The sequence below is a fragment of the Colwellia demingiae genome (assembly GCF_007954275.1).
GTDB lineage: Bacteria > Pseudomonadota > Gammaproteobacteria > Enterobacterales > Alteromonadaceae > Colwellia > Colwellia demingiae.
On record NZ_VOLT01000012.1, the window covers coordinates 56,159 to 76,122 of the forward strand.

Sequence of the window (19,964 nt, forward strand, 5' to 3'; positions counted from 1 at the left end):
GGTGATCTACTTAATAATTTAATGGCGGATTGTAGCTTGAATTATTGCTTAAAGGTATTAATTTCGTTGATAACAGACGAAATAGACTTGACCCAAGGTTTGCGCTCAATCAGTTGTATTGGTAACAACTGAATTATTGCTTTAGCTTCAGATTTATTTGGAAAAACTCTCGATGTGATGACGGTAAATTTTTTCCCTTTCAACTGCTTTTGATAGCTATGAAGGTTTTCTTCAGGGTAAAGTGACAAAAATCGTTCCGATAATCTTTCATCAGAAAAGCCAGCTATCTGAATAACATATCCATTTTCATATTCCTTTACTTTGCTTTGATAATAATTATTAGTGATTTCAGCGACAGGATTTTGGTTAACCGTTTTTTTACTTTGAGCATCAATAACATTAGCATCAATTTTATTATCAGCAATAGCTAATGCTTGAAGAACATCTCCAGCTTTAGCGGGTATTTTCTGAATAGCATTAACTAACTGAATAGTCATTAAAGCCTGATTAATTTCTTCACTTGTTGCTTGTACTATATTTGAAGATTCACTGGCATGAACCGATTGCTCAAACAGAGCTGTCTTTTGTTTCTTTTGCATTTGTCTGGTATTTTCATTACCAGAAATATCGTTGACATTAAGCGATGATAAATCCTGCAAAGTGCTGCTTTCCAGCACCGTTTGCTCTTTTATATTGAACGCTTGTTTATTTACATCTTCAGCTATTAATAAATAAATCCAGGTGAGTGCCGCACCAATAAGTACAATAGCACTAACCAAACTTATTTTTTGCCATAAAAATATCGGACTAGCACTCTTTGCAATCATCATTTTTTTATCATCTAAGCCTATTACTTGGCCAGATCCAGCATCAATAATAGCCATTTTGTTCTTAAATAAACTTTTATTAGCTGCTAACTGTTGCGCGGCTTCGGTTAAACCAAAAAGCACAACATTAATCGTTAATTTGCTTTTTTTAGCTAAACTCACTAATTGACACAATTCATATTTAACTTGTAATGAAAGCGCATGAGCATGATCTATAACGATAGAAATAGATTCACCATGTTGCTTGGCGAACCCCAAAACACTTACCGCTAGAGATTTCTCAGGGTCAAACAAAGTATTTACAAATAATTGTTCAATTAAACGACAACGTATCTGAATATCATTTAATTTTGAAGAAGCTGCAACAAACGCCACATTGATGTGGTTATCTTGAGTATCAGAATGGTTCACATTTGAGAGGCTGACAAGAAACTGGCTAGCCAGCTGTGAGTATTGCTCGGTATTATCACCAACCACTAACACAGCTTGTTTAGCAAATCGTAAGTTGTAGTCGATTCGTGCAGTAACACTAATAGCTACACTTCCATCCGCTAATGAAGATTCGCTCTCAGTTAGCCTTTGTGTTGTTTGATATGTCGAATGAGAGTTTGCGGATGCTGACATGCTTAATCCTTTCTATGCTTTAAATTCTTCTCGTAGACAGCATGCCTACGAGAAAAGATTATTATAGAATTTCTTGAAGCGTATCTTGAGTGACATCGTCACGAATTTCAGATTGACCAATAGCTGTTGGTATTATAAATCTAAGCTTACCGGCGATATTTTTTTTATCTCGACGCATATGACGAATAAACTCAGCGAAGCCCATATTTTTAGGAGCTGTTATGGGTAAATCAAACGCTGCAATTAACTCTTCTATGCGTCGAAATTCTGACACTTCAAGCAAATTCATTGCTACTGCTAACTTAGCAGCAAGTACCATGCCAGTAGCTACGCCTTCACCATGTAACCATTTGCCATAACCTTGCTCGGCTTCAATAGCATGACCAAAAGTATGACCTAGATTAAGCAGTGCTCTAACACCTGATTCTTTCTCATCGCTAGCGACTATATCGGCTTTACATTGACAGCACTTTTCTATCATCTGTGCTAAAACTTGTTTTTCACCCGCTTTAATGGCTGTAATATTATCTTCAAGCCATAAAAAAAATGCTTTATCACCTAACACACCATACTTGATAACTTCGGCCATTCCCGCATTAAACTCGCGAACAGGTAAAGTAGTAAGGCTATTAATATCAATAAATACAGCTTTAGGCTGGTAAAATGCGCCCACCATATTTTTACCTAACGGGTGATTTACCGCTGTTTTTCCACCAACTGACGAATCAACTTGTGAAAGCAAGGTTGTCGGTATTTGTATAAAATCAATTCCACGCTGATAACATGCTGCAGCAAAACCTGTTATATCACCGATAACTCCACCACCTAATGCAATTAAGGTTGTATCTCTGCCATGCTCGTAAGTAAGCAGGTGGGAAATAATAACCTCAAAATTAGCTAAGTTTTTCTCAGCTTCTCCATCAGGGAGTATGACTTCATCTACATCAAAGTCGGTTAACTTCGTTTTTAATGAGTCCAGATATAAAGGTGCAACAATATCGTTTGTTACAATACACACACGTTTCGCACGAATATGAGATGAGAGCAGATCTGTTTTATTTATCAGACCTGAATCAATATAGATAGGATAACTGCGTTCGCCTAGATCAAGATTAAGAATTGCCATATTAGGGTACTACTAGACTCCAACGCTGATTAATTTAAAAGTCGAGACGCTCGATAATCTTATGAGCGACAACTTTGGCGCTTTGATCATCGGTTTGCACGATAATATCAGCAATATCTTCATAAAGCGGATTACGTTCAACAGCTAAATTTTCTAAAACTGTGCGCGGCTCTTCTGATGTTTGTAAAAGTGGACGACGACGGTCTCTTTGGGTACGAGCTACTTGTTTATCAATTGTTGTTTCAAGATATACAACAATACCGCGAGCAGATAAGTGATTACGCACATTAGTGCTAATAACTGAACCACCACCCGTAGCTAAAACAATACCGTGTTTCTCACTCAGGTCTTCAATGACAGTTTCTTCTCTTTTGCGGAAACCTTCTTCACCTTCAAGATCAAAAACCCAAGCAATGTCTGCTCCTGTGCGGCGCTCTATTTCTTGGTCAGAGTCAAAAAACTCAAGATGTAATCGGTCTGCTATTTCTCTACCGATAGTGCTTTTACCAGCACCCATAGGGCCTATAAGGAATATGTTACGTTTTTCTGCCATTAGATTTACTTAATACTCGTTGGGTTAACAGAACAGTCAAAAGTCTAAATACTGTGAAATTGAACTTTTGACGCAAAAGAGGTCTCCCTCGGAAATTTCAAGGGCGTAATTATCGCAAGTCTTAAGCATAAATTGCAAGCAACAATAGTACTATCTTAGTTAAAAACTCTCTTATTAAAATAAAAAATCCATTAAATGACGAAAAATCACGGCATTTAATGGATTTCCTATGAATAAAGACTAAAAGTGTTCAGTTACAATTCGTGGTGTAACGAAGATCAACAATTCTTTTTTCTCATTTAGCTGACTTGAATTTCTAAACAACCAACCAAGGTAAGGAATATCACCTAAGATTGGAATTTTAGAGACTGTGCTGATAATTGCCTGCTGATAAATACCACCTAGTACGATAGTTTCTCCGTTATTAACTAAAACCTGAGTTCCAATTCGCTGAGTATCAATCGCCGGTGCAAGACCACTGCTAATATCCGATATAGTATCTTGTGTCACTACTAAATCTAAGATGATTTTATCATCCGGGGTAATGTGTGGTGTTACCGTTAAACTCAATACTGCTTTTTTGAATTGAGTTGCTGTTGCACCGCTTGAGGCCGCTTCTTGATATGGAATCTCAACACCTTGTTCTATGTAAGCTTCCTTTTGGTTAGCTGTAGTTATACGTGGACTAGCAATAACTTCACCTTTATTTTCTTTTTCAAGTGCAGAGAGTTCTAAGTCTAGAATGGTACCATTGGCTAAACGAGCAACCTGAAAAGCAATTGTTCCTGCGGCATTAGCAACAGGAAGGTTCACATTTAGTCCATCACCCACAGAAGGAACTTGCCCCACTCCTGGAGTAGTTACTCCTCTTGTACCGTTGGCACTACTAGCACCCTCGATACTACCTGAAGTTGAAAATTCACCGTCCGTGTTAGTAACACCCCAACGAATACCTAACTCCTCATTCATATTGTCTTTAACAGTTACCATGCGAGCTTCAATAACCACTTGTCGAACTGGTACATCAAGAATAGTAATCATTCGCTTAATATCTTCAATACTCTTAGCTGTATCGCGTATTAATAGTGTATTCGTACGTTCATCTACTGACACACTGCCGCGAGCAGATAAAATGCTAGTATCTTCATTTTTAATAAGTTCTGAAAATTCACTTGCTTTTGCATAATTAATCTGTAGATATTCAGAGTATAAAGTGGCCAACTCTTCAACTTGTTGCTTTGCTTGCAAGCTTTGTGCTTCTCGAGCAGCAAGTTCATCACTCGGTGCGACCATTAAAATATTACCTTGCATACGCTTATCTAGACCCTTCACTTTTAAGATAATACTTAGTGCCTGATCCCAAGGTACGCCATCCAAACGAAGCGTAATATTACCTGTAACGGTATCGCTGATAATTAAATTAAATTCATTATAATCTGCAATTATTTGTAAAACAGTACGAACAGGAATATCTTGAAAGCTTAATGAAATACTACGACCATTAAAGTCATCAGTGTCTCCTAAGTAGGTAGGGGCTTTTTCAGGCTTTTTCTTTACCGTTAATATGAATAAATTTTCTTCTTGTTTTTGAGTAAAAATAAAGCCACTCTCAACTTCAATAACCAAGCGAGCGTTTCGCCCTTCTTTAAAAGTTTCAATACTCGTAACGAGTGTCCCAAAGTCAGTAACATCTAACTTATAAAGTAAATCGTCAATAATTTCAGTGTTATGAAATTCGACATTTAATTTACCTAATTTATCATTTACATCAGCAGCTAGCATGCTGTCTTTTAGGTAAACTAATATTTGCCCTTCATTATCACCATTTAATCTAAAATCGATTGACTCTATATAATTAATAAAATCATCGCCTGCTGGGCTTAATGTTTCAACAACGTCAGCTGATTGACCATAGTTAAAAGTAATAGAAAATTCTTTTTCATTATTCAATGAGACATCAAAAACAGCCAGTTTTTCTAGACTAATTAATGCTACAACTTTACCCGTTTTAGCATCTAAATTGATTCCTTTTACACCAGCATAGTTAATTAAAGTATCTTTTAGTTCTTTACCAAAACTGTTTGCATCAAAAGTCACTTCTACAAAAGCAGGAGTCATCGATGTTTTAACTACAGGTAGTGAAGTGATATTTTCTGTAAAACTAAAAACAACTACAATTTGATCATTTTGAATGGTGTTATATGAGATACCAATCAATTCATTATTATTTATAGAAACATCATTGTTAGCAGCACTTACTGAAAACGATAGCGTAAATATAGACAATAAAAATAGGTTTAAAAGCCAGAGTTCTTTTATAGCAGTAAAGCCTTTATAATTTTTCATTCGATTAAATAGCATTATTAATTCCTTTACTTATTTGACTCTTCAGATTGTACGATATTTAATGTAGCTTCACGCTCTAGCCAACACCCTGCACCATCTGGAGCTAATTCAATTATTTTCACTGTTTTTGCACTCACCTGTGTAATTCGACCATTATATAAACCAAGATAATTCCCTAGAGCAACTCGATGCAGACTTAAATCTGATGCTTCTAATAAAGCCCATAACATAGTTGCATCACCCAAAGTACCGCGCATAGTTAAATCACTTAAGGCATACTTTTCTAACGGTTGCTTACGACGATTAGTATCGGGACTTAAGCATCCTGCCATTTGCTGCATTTTTTGCTGAATAGCTTCAGGCCTAGGTAACACAAATGGGCTACGCAAGTCATCGGCAGAATAAGCAATGTGATTAAAAGGATTAACCTCTGGCATAGGATCAATGTAATTGGTCGTTGTTGCCTTAACTTGCGCCATGTGAGTTTTAATTTCTGAAGTATCGTCAAAACACCCCGATACCAAAGTCAGCGCCGTGAGACTGAGAATTATTTTTGTCGATATTTGTTGAAAATTTGTCATTTGGCTGCCTCCTCTTGATAACGGTATGTTTTAGCTTGTAACTTTAAATTCAAGATTTCACTATCACTTTGTGAAATGCTTATCTTAAAGTCATGTAAGGTCACAATTCTAGGTAAGCCTGCAATTTTACTCACAAACTGACCAAATGAGTGATATGGTCCTATTACTTCAATATCAATCGGTAATTCAATATAAATTTCTTTACTGATTTCTGGTTGCCACTCTAATTTTACAAAATCAAGACCACTCGTGGTACCAACAAAAGTAATATCATCCAATAAGCCTGGAATCTCATGACTATTTGGTAAACTACGTAATTGATTAGCAAAAGTATCTTCGGCCTCAACCATTTGAGCTCGAAATAAATCTAAATTAGCTGCAACATGGTATTTAGCACGGTAAGACTCTTTTAATGTTGTTTCTTCATAGAAGACACGATCAAGTTGTTTCATTTGATCACTAATTAAGCCCATATAACCTAAAAACCCGATCACGATCGCTAGAAAAACAGCTAAAATCAATTTTGCGGCTGCTGGCCATTGACCTATATTTTCAAGTTCTAGATTGTCGAATTGGGATGCATCAAACTTCATTATTTGCTCCCTTTATTAGCATCATCTAAGCCTTTAATTTTCACTTTCATTTTAAAACTACTAAGTAGTTTAGGAGAGCCATCATCAGCAGTAATAGACTCTGGGGTTGCATCAACAAATAAATCAGATAATTCAACCGCACGAATCATATTAGCTAAATGGTTGTTCGATTCACTCTTTCCAGTCAGCTGTAAAGTATTACCTTGTTTTTCTAGCTCAATTATATAAATACCATTAGGGATGATTTTTGCTATTTCATCAAGTACTTGTGTACCTACATTTCGACTACGTTGTAATTGTTCAACAACATTAATTCGTTTTTGTAACGCCAATTTTTTCGCGTTTAAGGTTTTTATCTCATTTATTTGAATATCAAGTTGCGCTATTTCATTTTTCAAATATTGATTTTTACTATTTTGACCATCAATATGAGCTTGATAATAAAAATTAATAGCTAAAACCAAAGCTAAAGTAAGTAAGCCAACCGCAGCTAAAATGGTAAAGTATTCTTTTTGTTGGGCCTTCAGTGCTGCTGCGCGCCAAGGGAGTAGGTTTATATGTGCCATGGGGTAAAACTCCTTAAGGCTAAACCTGTTGCCACCATTAATTGAGGTGCAACATTAGCAAGTTCATCTTGCTCAATAGATTCACCATATGACATATCATTGAATGGGTTAGCAATAACGGTATGTATTCCTAATTCTTCTGTAAGCAAGCTTTCAATGCCTTCTAACGCCGCTGTGCCGCCAGAAATTAATAAGTAGTCAACTTTCTTTTGTCCACTAGTAGTTAAAAACATCTGAATAGCACGACGTATTTGCTGCATTAATACAGTATGAAAAGGTGCTAATACTTCAAAAGTATAGTTTGGGGGTAAGTCGTTAGAGGTTTTTGATTCTTCAGCTTGCTCAAAGGATTTATTGTAATAAGATACAATAGAACGAGTGTATTGTTCCCCGCCAAACATTTGATCTCGACTATAAATGTGTTTACCTGCATCAGTTGCTGAGAAAAGTGTAACTGTTGAGCCAATGTCGACAATCGCTACGACTTTATCTTTCGCGTCATCGGGAAGCTGCGTTAAACATAAATCATAAGCTCGGCCAACCGCATAAGATTCAACATCAATGACTTTGGCATGAAAATCTCCAGCATCTAATGCTGCAACGCGCGCTTCAATAGACTCCGTTCGAGCAGCGCTAAGCAATACATTTACTTTGCTAGGATCCGATTCATTAACATCAAGGGTTTCAAAGTCTAAACTAACTTCATCAAGCGGAAATGGAATGAGGCTATCAGCTTCAATTTCAATTTGGCTTGCGAGTTCATCCTCTGTCAAAGCAACGTCCATATAAATCAATTTAGTGATAACTGTTTGCCCTGATACTGCAGCGGCTGCATCGGTCGCTTTCGCAGAAATCTTTTTTCTAAGTTTAGCGATAACAGCACCAACGGCTTCAATATCTTGTATCTCACGATCAACAACTGAACCTCGAGGCATTGGCTCAATAGCAAAATCTTCAATTACAAAACCTTCATCTCCCTGACCTAAGAGTACTGCCTTTGCTGAATGAGAACCAATATCGATCCCAACCATCATAGAATTTTTCTTTTTCCATAGTTTGTCTAGCATAAAGACCTGCAATTTTTATTTTTGTAATTATTTTAGACGCATAATACGTATAAATACATTTATTACATGCTTTTACACGATATACTAGTACTATCTTACATTTTTATCCACCAATTGGTCTTTTGCTGTGTTGTCAATCAAAAATTTATTAAAAGTCAGCTTGATACTGTTAATTTTAGTCTCAATTGCTGTTTATAGTTTATATCTTTCAATGCGTTCAGAATTACCTAGTGTTGACTCATTAAAAGACTTGCATTGGCAAACGCCATTGCAAGTTTATAGTCAAGATGGTTTGTTAATTTCACAGTTTGGTGAAAAGAAACGTACCCCATTAACATTAGAGCAAGTTCCTCAACAACTGATTGATGCCTTATTAGCAACAGAAGACGATCGATTTTATTTGCATTTTGGTGTTGATCCAATCGGCATGGGTCGTGCTGTGCTTGGTAAACTAATGGGTCAAGATAAAGGCGGCGCTAGTACGATTACTATGCAAGTAGCACGTAATTTTTTCCTAACTCGTGAGGTAACTTACACACGTAAAATTCGTGAAATATTTTTATCATTTCACATTGAAAATTTACTGAGTAAAGATGAAATATTAATGCTATACATTAATAAAATTGAATTGGGTCATAGGTCATTTGGCTTTGGTGCCGCAGCTCAAGTTTATTACGGTAAAGAAATTCACGAGCTTAATCTTGCCCAAATTGCCGTACTCGCTGGGCTTCCTAAGGCTCCCTCAACGTTAAACCCTATTCGCTCACCCAAACGAGCGAAAGCTCGCCGTGCTGTAGTTCTACAACGTATGTTAGTTAGTGGTTACATCTCTGACTTACAATATCAAACAGCTAAAAATGCACCTATCACTGGAAAAAGACATGGTGCTGAAATTGAATTAAATGCTCCCTACGTTGCTGAAATGGCTCATAATGAAGTACTTAAGCGTTACGGAAAAGATAAAGCATATACAGAAGGCTACAAAGTATTTACTACTGTAACCTCAAAACTACAAACCGCTGCAGAACAAGCTCTGGTAAATAATTTATTGAATTATGACCAACGTCATGGATATCGTGGACCTCTATCTTCACTTAGACCTCCACCAATATCTCGGGACAAAACTTCTGAAATACAGGTAGTCCCATTATTACAAGAAGAGCTAACTAAGGCCTTATCAGACGCTACTTATTATCAAATGCTTGAACCAGCGATAGTGCTTGCCGTTGAAGAAAAGTCGGTCAGTATTCAATTGCGTAATGAAGTGACTGCAACAATTAAGTGGCAAGGGTTAGCTTGGGCACGTCCTTATATTAACGACCAAAAACAAGGTAGACCACCCAAAACTGCAAAAGATATCCTTAAATTCGGTGATGTTATCTTAGTTAGTAAAATGACTGATAATAATTATCGCCTAGGACAGCTTCCAACCGCTAGTGCTGCCATAGTGTCTTTATCTCCAAATGATGGTGCAATTAAAGCGGCCGTTGGCGGCTTTAGTTTCAAACAGAGTCAATTTAATCGTGTTACTCAAGCTAAGCGTCAAGTGGGGTCAAATATCAAACCCTTTATTTATTCTGCAGCGCTCGAACATGGATTCACCCTAGCTTCATTAGTGAATGATGCCCCGATAAATCAGTGGGATAAAAGCTCAGGAGTTGTATGGCGTCCTAGGAACTCTCCAGAAAAATATGTGGGTCTATTGAGAGTTAGATTAGCATTAGCACAATCAAAAAATGTAATTGCTGTACGATTATTAAAAAGTATTGGCGTTACCAATACCATCAAACACTTAACCGCCTTTGGCTTTAGTGCTGCCGATTTGCCACGTAATGAGACGTTAGCACTGGGCTCTGCCTCATTAACACCGTTAGAGGTAGCTACAGGCTTCTCTGCCTTCGCTAATGGTGGATTTTTAGTTGAACCTTATCTAATTGATCGTATTGAGAACAGTGAGGGCGAAATTATTTATCAATCTACCCCCGTGCTAGCTTGTGATCCATGTATTCAAACTGATGAATTAGATGATACTGACCAACAGCTGGATGTATTAAGTAATAATATTCCAGATCACGATATAATAATTGAAGATGCACTGATTCCTAAGCAATCTGAGGACGATCAAACTGTTCAGATCAAGCAAGCAGCTCGAATCATCAGTCCTCAAAATGCTTTTTTAATTACTCAAGCGCTTAATAGTGCTATTTGGGGTGCAGATTGGTCTGCCAAACATGGCTGGCAAGGTACTGGTTGGCGAGCTAGAACACTTAAGCGCCGTGATATCGCAGGTAAAACCGGTACGACTAACGAAGCAAAAGATGCTTGGTTTTCTGGATTTAGCCGAAATATAGTCACCACCTCATGGATAGGTTTTGATGATCCTCGCCATATTTTAGGCCAATCAGTTTATAATAATAACTTAGGAAAAAACCAAACAACGGGTAAAGAATTTGGTGCGAAGTCAGCACAACCGGCATGGATTGACTTTATGCGCATCGCTCTTGCTGATTCTGAGCAAGAAGCTTTTCAGCCCCCAGTGGATATTGTATCTGTCCGTATTGATAAGACGACAGGAAAATTAACCACCAAGACCGATAAAACCAGCCAATTTGAATACTTCCGTCTAGGGAAGGTACCGACTGAATATGTTACTGAAGACAATAGCAGTGAAATATTATCTGGTGGTCAACAAAAAGAAGAGGAAGAAGAACTGTTTTAACCAGACTTTAACTTTGAAACATTAGTTATTTCTCAAATTAGAAGAACAAAAAAGCAGCTAGTGATTTACATTAGCTGCTTTAAATATAGCCTTAATACAGATTTGATATCCAACTAAAAATCAATGTTATAAAAATTACTTATATATCTTTGATAAAGACTTTCGAATTACGTTGAAAGTTATACATCTGTTTCTTCCCTTCAGGTAACCTTTCAAGTGAGGCCTCAATAAAGCCTTGTTCTAGAAACCAATGCCCGCTGACTGTGGTCAATAAAAATAGCGACGTTAAGCCTTTCTTTTTTGCACTCAACTCTAATGCATTGATAATTCTTTCGCCTCGATTTCCTTTACGGTAATCAGGGTCAATGACAACACAAGCAACTTCAGCCATTTTTGCTTCAGGGTATGGATATAAAGCAGCGCAAGCGATGATTACTTCTTCTTTTTTAAGCACTGTAAAATATTCTATTTCCATCTCGAGTAACTCGCGAGAGCGCTTCACTAAAACCCCCTCCTCCTCAAGCGGTTGAATCAGTTCTAAAATTCCAGCAACATCATCAATAGTCGCAGTAGCAATCAATTCCTTATGATCTTTGGCAATCAAAGTACCTGCACCATCACGGGTAAATAGCTCTTGTAACAATGCAGTATCACTTTGATAGCTAACGCAATGACAACGCTCTACACCGTTTTCGCCGCTTTGAATGATTGAGCGAAGTAATAACTGACGAACATGGCAGTCTTTTTCATCAAGCAAAGTTTTTACCGTGCGAACACTACAGCTACGAATTAACTTTCCAGACTTATCAATAAGCCCTTCATCTTCGGTGAATGCAATCAGCTTATCTGCTTTGAGTGAGATAGCTGTTTGTGTGGCTACATCTTCTAAAGCTAAGTTAAAAACTTCGCCTGTTGGCGAGTAACCTATTGGTGAAAGTAAAACAATTGAGCCATAATCCAGCTGCATATTAATGCCATCTGAATCTATTCTTCTTACGCTACCAGTATACTTATAATCAATACCATTACGAACACCCATAGGTTTTGCAATGACAAAATTTCCCGTACTGACTCGAATTTGCGAGCCGTGCATAGGTGAATTAACCACACCAGTAGAGAGCAATGCTTCAATATGAAGACGCAAAGAGCCGGTAGCATCTTTTACAGCCACTAATGTTTGCGCATCAGTGACTCGAATATTGTTTACAACGTTTTCCTCAAGCTCTCGTTGCTGCATGCGATCTACAATCTGTGGCCTTGCGCCATGCACCACCACTAACTTCACACCTAAACTACGTAATAATGAAATATCATGAATAATATTAGCAAAATTTGGATGCGTAACTGCTTCACCACCAAACATAAGTACCACCGTTTTTCCACGATGGGCATTAATATAGGGCGCCGCATTTCTAAACCATTTAACGTAATTTTGCTCGCTATTATTCATGTTTTCCATTCTTTAATATAACTTCGCTATTTTCTGTAAAGACTACTTACTTTGACCAACAATATATTCCATCGCTACTTCATCAGCAGGATCTTTATGCGGGCTTGGTTCACTGTCTTCAATGATATTATCTGCAAGCGAGTTCTTATCAATTACGTTAAAACCAAGCTGTTCAAAGTACTGTGGAATATAAGTTAAAACGATGATTTGTTCTAATTCCATTTGATTAGCAAATTCTAACAAATACTGAACAAGCGCCTCACCTTGGCCTTGCTTTTGAGCATCATCTTGCACAACGACAGAGAGTATCTCTGCTAGACCTGTTTGGTAAATGTAAAGCGATGCGGTGCCAACAACATTACCGTCAAGTTCAGCGACGACGAAATTCTGAATATCATGAATTATATTGTCACGAGTCCGTGGTAAAATTTCACCTTTATCAGCCCAGAAATTAGTCAATTGATGAATACTATCTACATCAGACATTCTGGCTCGACGAACAGACATAGCTGCAGCGCGTTGTGCATTTAAGCGTTGTTTTACTTGCTTAAGTGCACCTTCAATTCTTTGTTTGCCTGGCGCACCAACCACTTGCTCATTTAAAATCGCTTCATTGCCAGACTGCGTAGTCGCCAGTGCTTTTTTAACTTGCGATCGTGATGTTCCACCAAGCGCTTCACGCTTATTAAGCGTCGATTCAATTGAAAGATGTTGATAAACATCTTGCTCAATTTTATCACTAAACTCTTGCAGTTGGCTTATGGTTAAATCTTCTAAAGGTACACCTTTATCGATAGCAGCTAATACTACTTCACCAACAATATGATGGGCTTCACGGAACGGAATATCTTTACCCACTAAATAATCAGCAAGCTCAGTCGCATTGGCATAACCTTGTTGAGCGGCCGCTAGTGTACGTGAACGGTTTACTTTCAAACCATCTGCAACTAAAACCGCCATTTCCATACACTCTTGCCAAGTATCAAGCGCGTCGAATAAACCTTCTTTGTCTTCTTGCATATCTTTATTATACGCAAGCGCCAAAGCTTTCATTGTAGTTAACATGCCCGTTAATGAGCCGAAAACACGCCCTGCTTTTCCACGAATTAATTCACAAGCATCCGGGTTTTTCTTTTGCGGCATCAATGATGAACCAGAACTAACTAAGTCACTCATTTCTACAAAACCAGCTTCACCTGAGTTGTAGAAAATTAAATCTTCTGCAAAACGTGATAAATGCATCATTGAAATACTGGCTGAAGCCAATAACTCAATAACGTGATCTCTATCAGAAACAGCATCAAGGCTATTCATTGTTGCGGTTCTAAAACCTAAACGGTTAGCTAATGCTTTTCTATCAATAGGATACGCTGTGCCCGCTAAGGCACCAGAGCCTAATGGCGAAACATCTAAACGGTAAAGGGCATCTTTTAGACGGCCAATATCACGGTTAAACATTTCTACATAGGCTAAACACCAATGACCAAAAGTAATCGGTTGTGCTCTTTGTAAATGGGTATAACCTGGTAATACAGTATCTTTTTCACGTTCAGCTAAATTCATCATTGCTTGTTGTAAATTCACTAGGGCAAAGACTAATTCGCCACCCGTTTCTTTACACCAAAGCTTTAAATCAGTTGCTACTTGGTCGTTACGACTGCGACCCGTATGAAGCTTCTTACCTAAATCACCGGTTTTTTCAATTAATTGAATTTCTACCCAGCTATGAATGTCTTCCGCATCAGATAACAAAATTTGCTTAGGATTTTCTTCTACAGACGCTTTTAACTCTTCTAATGCTGCCGTTAAACGGACTAATTCGCCATCGTTTATTACACCTACTTCATGAATAGCCTGCGCCCAAGCGATTGAGCCAACGATATCTTGCACGGCCATACGGTAATCTACCGGCAACGAATCATTAAACTTCTTAAATTGTAAACTCGCCTTTTCTTTAAATCTTCCGCCCCATAAAGCCATTGTTATTTCGCCTTATCTTTTAGAGCATCTTTTTGAGAAAGCGCAGTAATTCTGCTTGATAAACTGAATAAACGAATAAAACCTTCTGCATGTTTTTGGTCGTAAACATCATCAGCACCAAAAGTAGCAAACGCTTCAGAATACAAACTGTTTGGTGAGCGACGTTGAATCACTTGTGCCATACCTTTGTATAATTTAACAACAACATCACCTGTTAACTTTTCAGCAAACGATGCAGCAGAGGCTAGCTGTGCTTTAGCAAGTGGCGTAAACCAACGTCCGTCATAGATAACATGAGAGAATTCAAGTCCTACAGATTCACGATATTTAAGTGATTCTTTATCTAGAATAAGTGTTTCTAAGCCTTTGTATGCGGCCATTAAAATAGTACCACCTGGTGTTTCATAACAACCACGAGATTTCATACCGACTAAACGGTTTTCTACAATATCAATTCTGCCGACACCGTGTGCAGCACCTTTTTCGTTAAGGTACATTAAGGCTTCATAGGCACCCGCACCATGTTGAGAAAAATCTTTCCCATCAATGGCAACCAATTCACCTTCTTTAAAGCTTAATTGTATTTTTTCTGGCACATCTGGCGCATCCATTGGATCAACCGTCATAGTCCATACTTCTTTAGATGGCTCACACCATGGGTCTTCTAATTCCCCACCTTCATGAGATATATGCCAAGCATTTGCATCACGGCTATAGATTTTAGTTAATGATGCAGCACAAGGAATATTACGCTCTGCCAAATAATCAAGTAAGTCTTCACGAGAAACCATGTCCCATTCGCGCCATGGTGCAATAACAGTAAGCTCAGGTGCTAAGGCTGCAAAACAAGATTCAAAACGTACTTGGTCGTTGCCCTTACCAGTACAACCATGACAGACTGCATCAGCACCAACTTTAAGCGCAACTTCTATGTGTGCTTTAGCAATGATAGGGCGTGCCATTGACGTACCTAACAAATATTGACCTTCGTAAACTGAACCTGTTTTCAGAATTGGGTAGATATATTCTTTTACGTATTCTTCTTTCAGATCTACTACGTAACATTCTGAGGCACCAGATGCGATGGCTTTTTCTTTAACGCCCTCAAGTTCTTCATCACCTTGGCCTACATCAGCACAAAATGCGATAACTTCACAACCGTCGTAATTTTCTTTTAACCATGGAATGATAGCTGAAGTATCTAATCCACCTGAATATGCCAATACTACTTTTTTAATTGTTTTCTTTGCTAAAGCCATGTTCTTCTCTCTTAAATATCTTAAATTTGTTTAGTTAATTTCTTACTTTGATTCGGTGTTTTTTCTACTTGTTGTTAATCTACTTCTGGAATAACGCAACAAGTACGGCATTTTGTGCCCACATTCTATTTTCTGCTTGTTGGAATACTTTTGATAATTCACTATCAAATAACTCCGTGGTTATTTCTTCTTCCAAATGCGCTGGTTGGCAGTGTAACACCATGGTCGCTTGCGCTTTTTCCATCAGATCATGATTTACTTGATAGGGTGCAAATTTAGCTAATATTTCAGCCTTCTTACTACTATCTTCATCCCCCATAGAAATCCAAGTGTCGGTATAAATTACATCTTGTTTACCAATGGCGTCAATATCATTAGTAAGAGTCAACTGACTCCCTGATTCTTGCGCAAGTTGTTTTGTTTTTTCAACAATGTCAGCTTGTGCTTCATGACCTTCAGGGCTAATTAAAGTGAAATCTACACCTAAAATTGCTGCCATAATCATTAATGAATTGGAAACATTATTACCATCTCCCACATACGCTAATTTTACTTGGCTTAAATCAGGGTAGCTCTCTGATAAAGTAACAAAGTCAGCAAGCGCCTGACAAGGATGATATACGTCGCACAAAGCATTAATTACCGGTACGCTAGCATGTTCAGCTAAACCTTGAATTGAATCATGACTAAATACCCGAGCAACAATAGCATCAGCAAAACAAGATAAGTTTTTTGCATAATCACTAACGCGCTCACGTTCACCTAACTTGCCATTTTGCTGGCCCAAGTATAGTGCATGACCGCCTAATTTACTTATGCCCATGTCAAAACTAACATGAGTTCTTAAAGACGGTTTTTCAAAGATCATAGCTACTGACTTACCAGCCAATACTTGACTATAATCCGCAGGGTTTTGCTTAATGTTAATCGCTAATTCGATTAACGCTAATAATTCACTTTTATTTAGCTGATCATCAGCCAAAAAATTATTTAATTGTTGTAATGCTATATTTGTCGACATAAGTATTTTCTCTCAATATTCCTTTAAAACGCTTTGATGATAAAGGCTGTAATTAGTTAGGTTGGATTTGTGTACCAACACCATGACCATCAAGTAACAGGGTAATTTGCTCTGGCGATTGCCAGCTGGCAACCGCGATACTTCGTCGTAATTGTTGTGCCGCGTGCAAGGCAGCATTTACTTTCGCTGTCATACCACCAGCAATAACACCTTGCTCAATTAGCTTTTCCGCTTGTTCAGCATTAAGTGACGATAAATACTCACCATCTGCATCTTTAACGCCATTCACATCAGTTAGTAACAAGAGTTCAGCATTGAGTAACTGACAAATAGCAACAGCAGCATCGTCAGCATTAACATTGACTAAATCACCATTTTCTAGCGCACCAATTGAAGAAATTACAGGTAGAAATTTGGCTTTTAATAAACAGTCTAATAATTTACTGTTATTAGTTTGTGGAACTCCCACTTGACCTAGGTCTTGAGTAGATAGCGTACAACTGATCATATCACCATCATTTAACGATAAACCTACCGCAGCTAAATCCATACTATTAGCTGTGCCAACAATAGCTTTATTAACCGTGCCAGCAAGAGCACCACTTATCAAGCCTATTTGCTCTTTTGGCGTTACACGTAAACCGTGTTTCTTCTCGGTAGTAAATCCAGCTTGAGCCAACATTTCATCAACGACACAACCACCACCATGAACCAAAACCACTTGTTTATTTTTCAGCTGTGAAATTACGCTTAGTAAGGCATTAAGCGCTGATTCTTTTTCAAGAATGGCGCCGCCAATTTTAATGACTAATGGCTTCAATACTGGACTATTCATTACTATTCCTTAACTCGGTGTTATCGCTAATTTTCTATGTTTTGGTTAATGAGTATTTATTAATAGGTATTTATTAACAAGTGCTGATTAATGAGTATTCACTGGCCAAGCCAAGTGAAATATTAAAACATTGCACTGCTTGTGAAGCGGCGCCTTTTAGTAAGTTATCTATGGCACAACTCGCCACCACAACCTGCTTTTCTTCATCAAACTGCCAGTGCACATCAGCAAATGGTGTATGAGCAACATTGCCTATTTCTGGCCAACTGGCAACTAATCTTACTAAAGGCTTATCACTATATGCCTGTTGGAAAGCTTGCTCTACTTGCGCATTAGTAATCCCGGCCTTAAGTTGTAAAGTGACTGTTGCTAAAAGCCCTCTTTTGTAAGGCGCTAAATGCGGATTGAAAATAACATCTATAGCGGCTTCTTGTGATATTTCTGGCTGATGTCTATGCTGTAATACGTTATACGCTTTTAAACTCACTTCATTAAAGTTAGTCGCTAATGATGCATTTCTACCTGCACCACTCACTCCACTTATACCATTAACCACAACCAATGAATTTTCTAACACTAAATTGTTACTGGTAAGCGGTTTTAAACAAAGCAAACTTGCCGTGGGATAACAACCAGGGACAGCGACTAAATTTGTATTGGCAATATCATCGTGTTGCCATTCAGCTAAGCCATACTTAGCCGAAGATAATGCCTCGATATTAGCGTGCTCAAAGCCATAATATTTTGGGTAATCTTCAGCGTCTTTTAACCTAAAACCACCTGAAAGGTCGAACACTTTAACACCTGCTTTGACAAACGCTTGCGCCCAATCGGCACTAAATTCATGAGGAGTGGCAAAAAATACCACATCCAATTTCGCCGCGTATTCATCAAACCAAGCGGCTGAAAATGCTTCTAATGGTAAATCACAAATCCCTTGGAATCGGCCGTGTAATTCACTAAATAACTTTCCTTCTGAACTACTATTTTCAGAGACAACTAAATGACAAATTTGTGCTTGGCTGTGTTTACATAATAAGCCTACAAGCTCTGCGCCGGCATAGCCACTCGCGCCTATAATTGCCACTTTTTGTACACTGTTATTCGAATCTAATATAGCCTTTGTCATTTTTGAAGTAGCCTTATGAAAGCATGTTATTTACACTAGTAATATAAAGTAACACTACATGGGTATTTATGCAACTAATCAGCATAAGTATTTAAGTAAATATTCAATTTATAGGTTCTATATGACACACCTGCCTAATTTCAGTCAAAGTTTAAGCCAGTTAATCGCTTGCCCTTCGATCAGCTCCACTCAACCGAGCTGGGATCAAGGCAATAAAGAAGTAATACAACTATTAGCAACTTGGTTTGAACAACTCGGTTTCAACATTGAAATTCAAGTAGTACCTGATACCAGTAATAAGTTTAATCTACTAGCAAAATTAGGTAGCGGTGAAGGTGGTTTGTTACTGGCAGGCCACAGTGACACAGTCCCCTTTGATGAAAATCGCTGGCAATCTAATCCTCATACTGTCGTTAATCAAGACGATAAATTTTTTGGTTTAGGTACCTGTGATATGAAAGGTTTCTTTGCTTTTATTTTACAAGTTTGTAAAAACTTAAACGCGGATCAACTTAAAAAACCTTTATACATTCTTGCCACTGCAGATGAAGAAACAACCATGGCTGGCGCAAGATTTTTTGCTAAAAGCCAAGCGATAAAACCTGATGTTGCCATTATTGGTGAACCAACTAATTTAGTGCCTGTTGTTATGCATAAAGGTCACATGTCACACCGTATTAGTGTCGAAGGAAAATCCGGCCATTCAAGTAAACCAAATCTAGGTGTGAATGCCATAGAGATTATGCATAAGGTAATTGGTCAGTTAATAGAACTAAAAGAAAAATTTCAGCTCAATTATCAAAATCAAGCATTTGATGTTCCAGCACCTACTTTGAATTTAGGCGCTATCTCTGGTGGTGATAATGCCAATAGAATTTGCGGGCATTGCCATTTAGATATTGATTTACGTTCACTGCCAGGCATGAGTGATGATGAGTTGATTAATTGGTTGAGCGAGGCACTAAAACCACTGGCAGAACTTTACCCCGGTAGAATTAGTTTTGCAGAAATGCATCCAAGTTCACCCAGCTTTGAGCAAAAGAAACCTAGTACACTGATTGATATTGCACAAGAGATTAGTGGTCATAGTTGTTGTGCCGTTAATTACGCCACAGAAGCACCGTATATTCAGCAACTCGGTTGTCAAACCATAGTACTCGGCCCTGGCTCTATCGATCAAGCACACCAACCTAATGAGTTTTTAGCGCATAGTGAAATTGATAAAACTGAGAAGCTGCTCACAAAAATGATACAACATTACTGTTTATAGTCATCTCGGTAAAGTACA

16 protein-coding genes are annotated in these 19,964 nt (G+C 37.9%); 2 read left to right on the plus strand and 14 right to left on the minus strand.

The window, feature by feature from the left end; all coding sequences use genetic code 11:
• Window positions 1-41: 41 nt before the first annotated feature.
• The 8 genes from ESZ36_RS19025 to ESZ36_RS19060 all read right to left on the minus strand — a co-directional run bounded on the left by ESZ36_RS19025 (window position 42) and on the right by ESZ36_RS19060 (window position 8,283).
• Entirely contained in the window at window positions 42-1,451 is a 1,410-nt protein-coding gene (locus tag ESZ36_RS19025) for an SPOR domain-containing protein (RefSeq protein WP_146790801.1), read from the minus strand.
• Between the two features lie 61 nt (window positions 1,452-1,512).
• On the minus strand, window positions 1,513-2,577 hold the full coding sequence (gene aroB / locus ESZ36_RS19030) for a 3-dehydroquinate synthase (RefSeq protein ID WP_146790803.1): 1,065 nt from the start codon (window positions 2,575-2,577) through the stop codon (window positions 1,513-1,515).
• Window positions 2,578-2,611: 34 nt separating this feature from the next.
• Window positions 2,612-3,130 (minus strand): shikimate kinase AroK, encoded by a 519-nt coding sequence (gene aroK, locus ESZ36_RS19035; RefSeq protein ID WP_011041333.1) that lies wholly within the window; start codon window positions 3,128-3,130, stop codon window positions 2,612-2,614.
• Between the two features lie 240 nt (window positions 3,131-3,370).
• Window positions 3,371-5,491, minus strand: a complete 2,121-nt coding sequence (locus ESZ36_RS19040) for a type IV pilus secretin PilQ (RefSeq protein ID WP_146790805.1) — start codon at window positions 5,489-5,491, stop codon at window positions 3,371-3,373.
• Between the two features lie 11 nt (window positions 5,492-5,502).
• Window positions 5,503-6,057, minus strand: coding sequence for a pilus assembly protein PilP (locus tag ESZ36_RS19045; protein ID WP_146790807.1), 555 nt, complete (start codon window positions 6,055-6,057; stop codon window positions 5,503-5,505).
• Window positions 6,054-6,650, minus strand: a complete 597-nt coding sequence (locus ESZ36_RS19050) for a type IV pilus inner membrane component PilO (protein ID WP_146790809.1) — start codon at window positions 6,648-6,650, stop codon at window positions 6,054-6,056. Before ESZ36_RS19050 ends, ESZ36_RS19045 begins: the two co-directional genes overlap by 4 nt.
• Window positions 6,650-7,216 (minus strand): PilN domain-containing protein, encoded by a 567-nt coding sequence (locus tag ESZ36_RS19055; RefSeq protein ID WP_146790811.1) that lies wholly within the window; start codon window positions 7,214-7,216, stop codon window positions 6,650-6,652. Before ESZ36_RS19055 ends, ESZ36_RS19050 begins: the two co-directional genes overlap by 1 nt.
• On the minus strand, window positions 7,204-8,283 hold the full coding sequence (locus tag ESZ36_RS19060) for a pilus assembly protein PilM (protein ID WP_146790813.1): 1,080 nt from the start codon (window positions 8,281-8,283) through the stop codon (window positions 7,204-7,206). The genes ESZ36_RS19055 and ESZ36_RS19060 overlap by 13 nt, the downstream gene beginning before the upstream one ends.
• 127 nt (window positions 8,284-8,410) lie before the next feature.
• On the opposite strand from ESZ36_RS19060, the gene ESZ36_RS19065 reads away from it, so the two are divergent.
• Entirely contained in the window at window positions 8,411-11,002 is a 2,592-nt protein-coding gene (locus tag ESZ36_RS19065) for a penicillin-binding protein 1A (RefSeq protein WP_146790815.1), read from the plus strand.
• A gap of 139 nt (window positions 11,003-11,141) precedes the next feature.
• On the opposite strand, the gene argA is transcribed toward ESZ36_RS19065, so the two are convergent.
• The 6 genes from argA to argC form a co-directional block, all read right to left on the minus strand.
• Window positions 11,142-12,452, minus strand: coding sequence for an amino-acid N-acetyltransferase (gene argA, locus ESZ36_RS19070; RefSeq protein WP_146790817.1), 1,311 nt, complete (start codon window positions 12,450-12,452; stop codon window positions 11,142-11,144).
• Between the two features lie 42 nt (window positions 12,453-12,494).
• The gene (argH, locus tag ESZ36_RS19075; RefSeq protein WP_146790819.1) at window positions 12,495-14,432 is read right to left on the minus strand and encodes an argininosuccinate lyase; all 1,938 of its coding nucleotides are present in this window, start codon (window positions 14,430-14,432) and stop codon (window positions 12,495-12,497) included.
• Window positions 14,433-14,434: 2 nt separating this feature from the next.
• Entirely contained in the window at window positions 14,435-15,691 is a 1,257-nt protein-coding gene (locus tag ESZ36_RS19080) for an argininosuccinate synthase (RefSeq protein WP_146790821.1), read from the minus strand.
• Between the two features lie 79 nt (window positions 15,692-15,770).
• Window positions 15,771-16,712 carry an ornithine carbamoyltransferase gene (locus ESZ36_RS19085; protein WP_146790823.1) on the minus strand — a complete coding sequence of 314 codons (942 nt, stop codon included), beginning with the start codon at window positions 16,710-16,712 and terminating at the stop codon, window positions 15,771-15,773.
• Between the two features lie 52 nt (window positions 16,713-16,764).
• Window positions 16,765-17,547, minus strand: coding sequence for an acetylglutamate kinase (argB, locus tag ESZ36_RS19090; protein ID WP_146790825.1), 783 nt, complete (start codon window positions 17,545-17,547; stop codon window positions 16,765-16,767).
• Between the two features lie 73 nt (window positions 17,548-17,620).
• Window positions 17,621-18,676, minus strand: coding sequence for an N-acetyl-gamma-glutamyl-phosphate reductase (gene argC, locus ESZ36_RS19095; protein WP_146790827.1), 1,056 nt, complete (start codon window positions 18,674-18,676; stop codon window positions 17,621-17,623).
• Between the two features lie 121 nt (window positions 18,677-18,797).
• On the opposite strand from argC, the gene argE reads away from it, so the two are divergent.
• Window positions 18,798-19,946, plus strand: a complete 1,149-nt coding sequence (gene argE, locus ESZ36_RS19100) for an acetylornithine deacetylase (protein WP_146790829.1) — start codon at window positions 18,798-18,800, stop codon at window positions 19,944-19,946.
• Window positions 19,947-19,964: the final 18 nt, after the last annotated feature.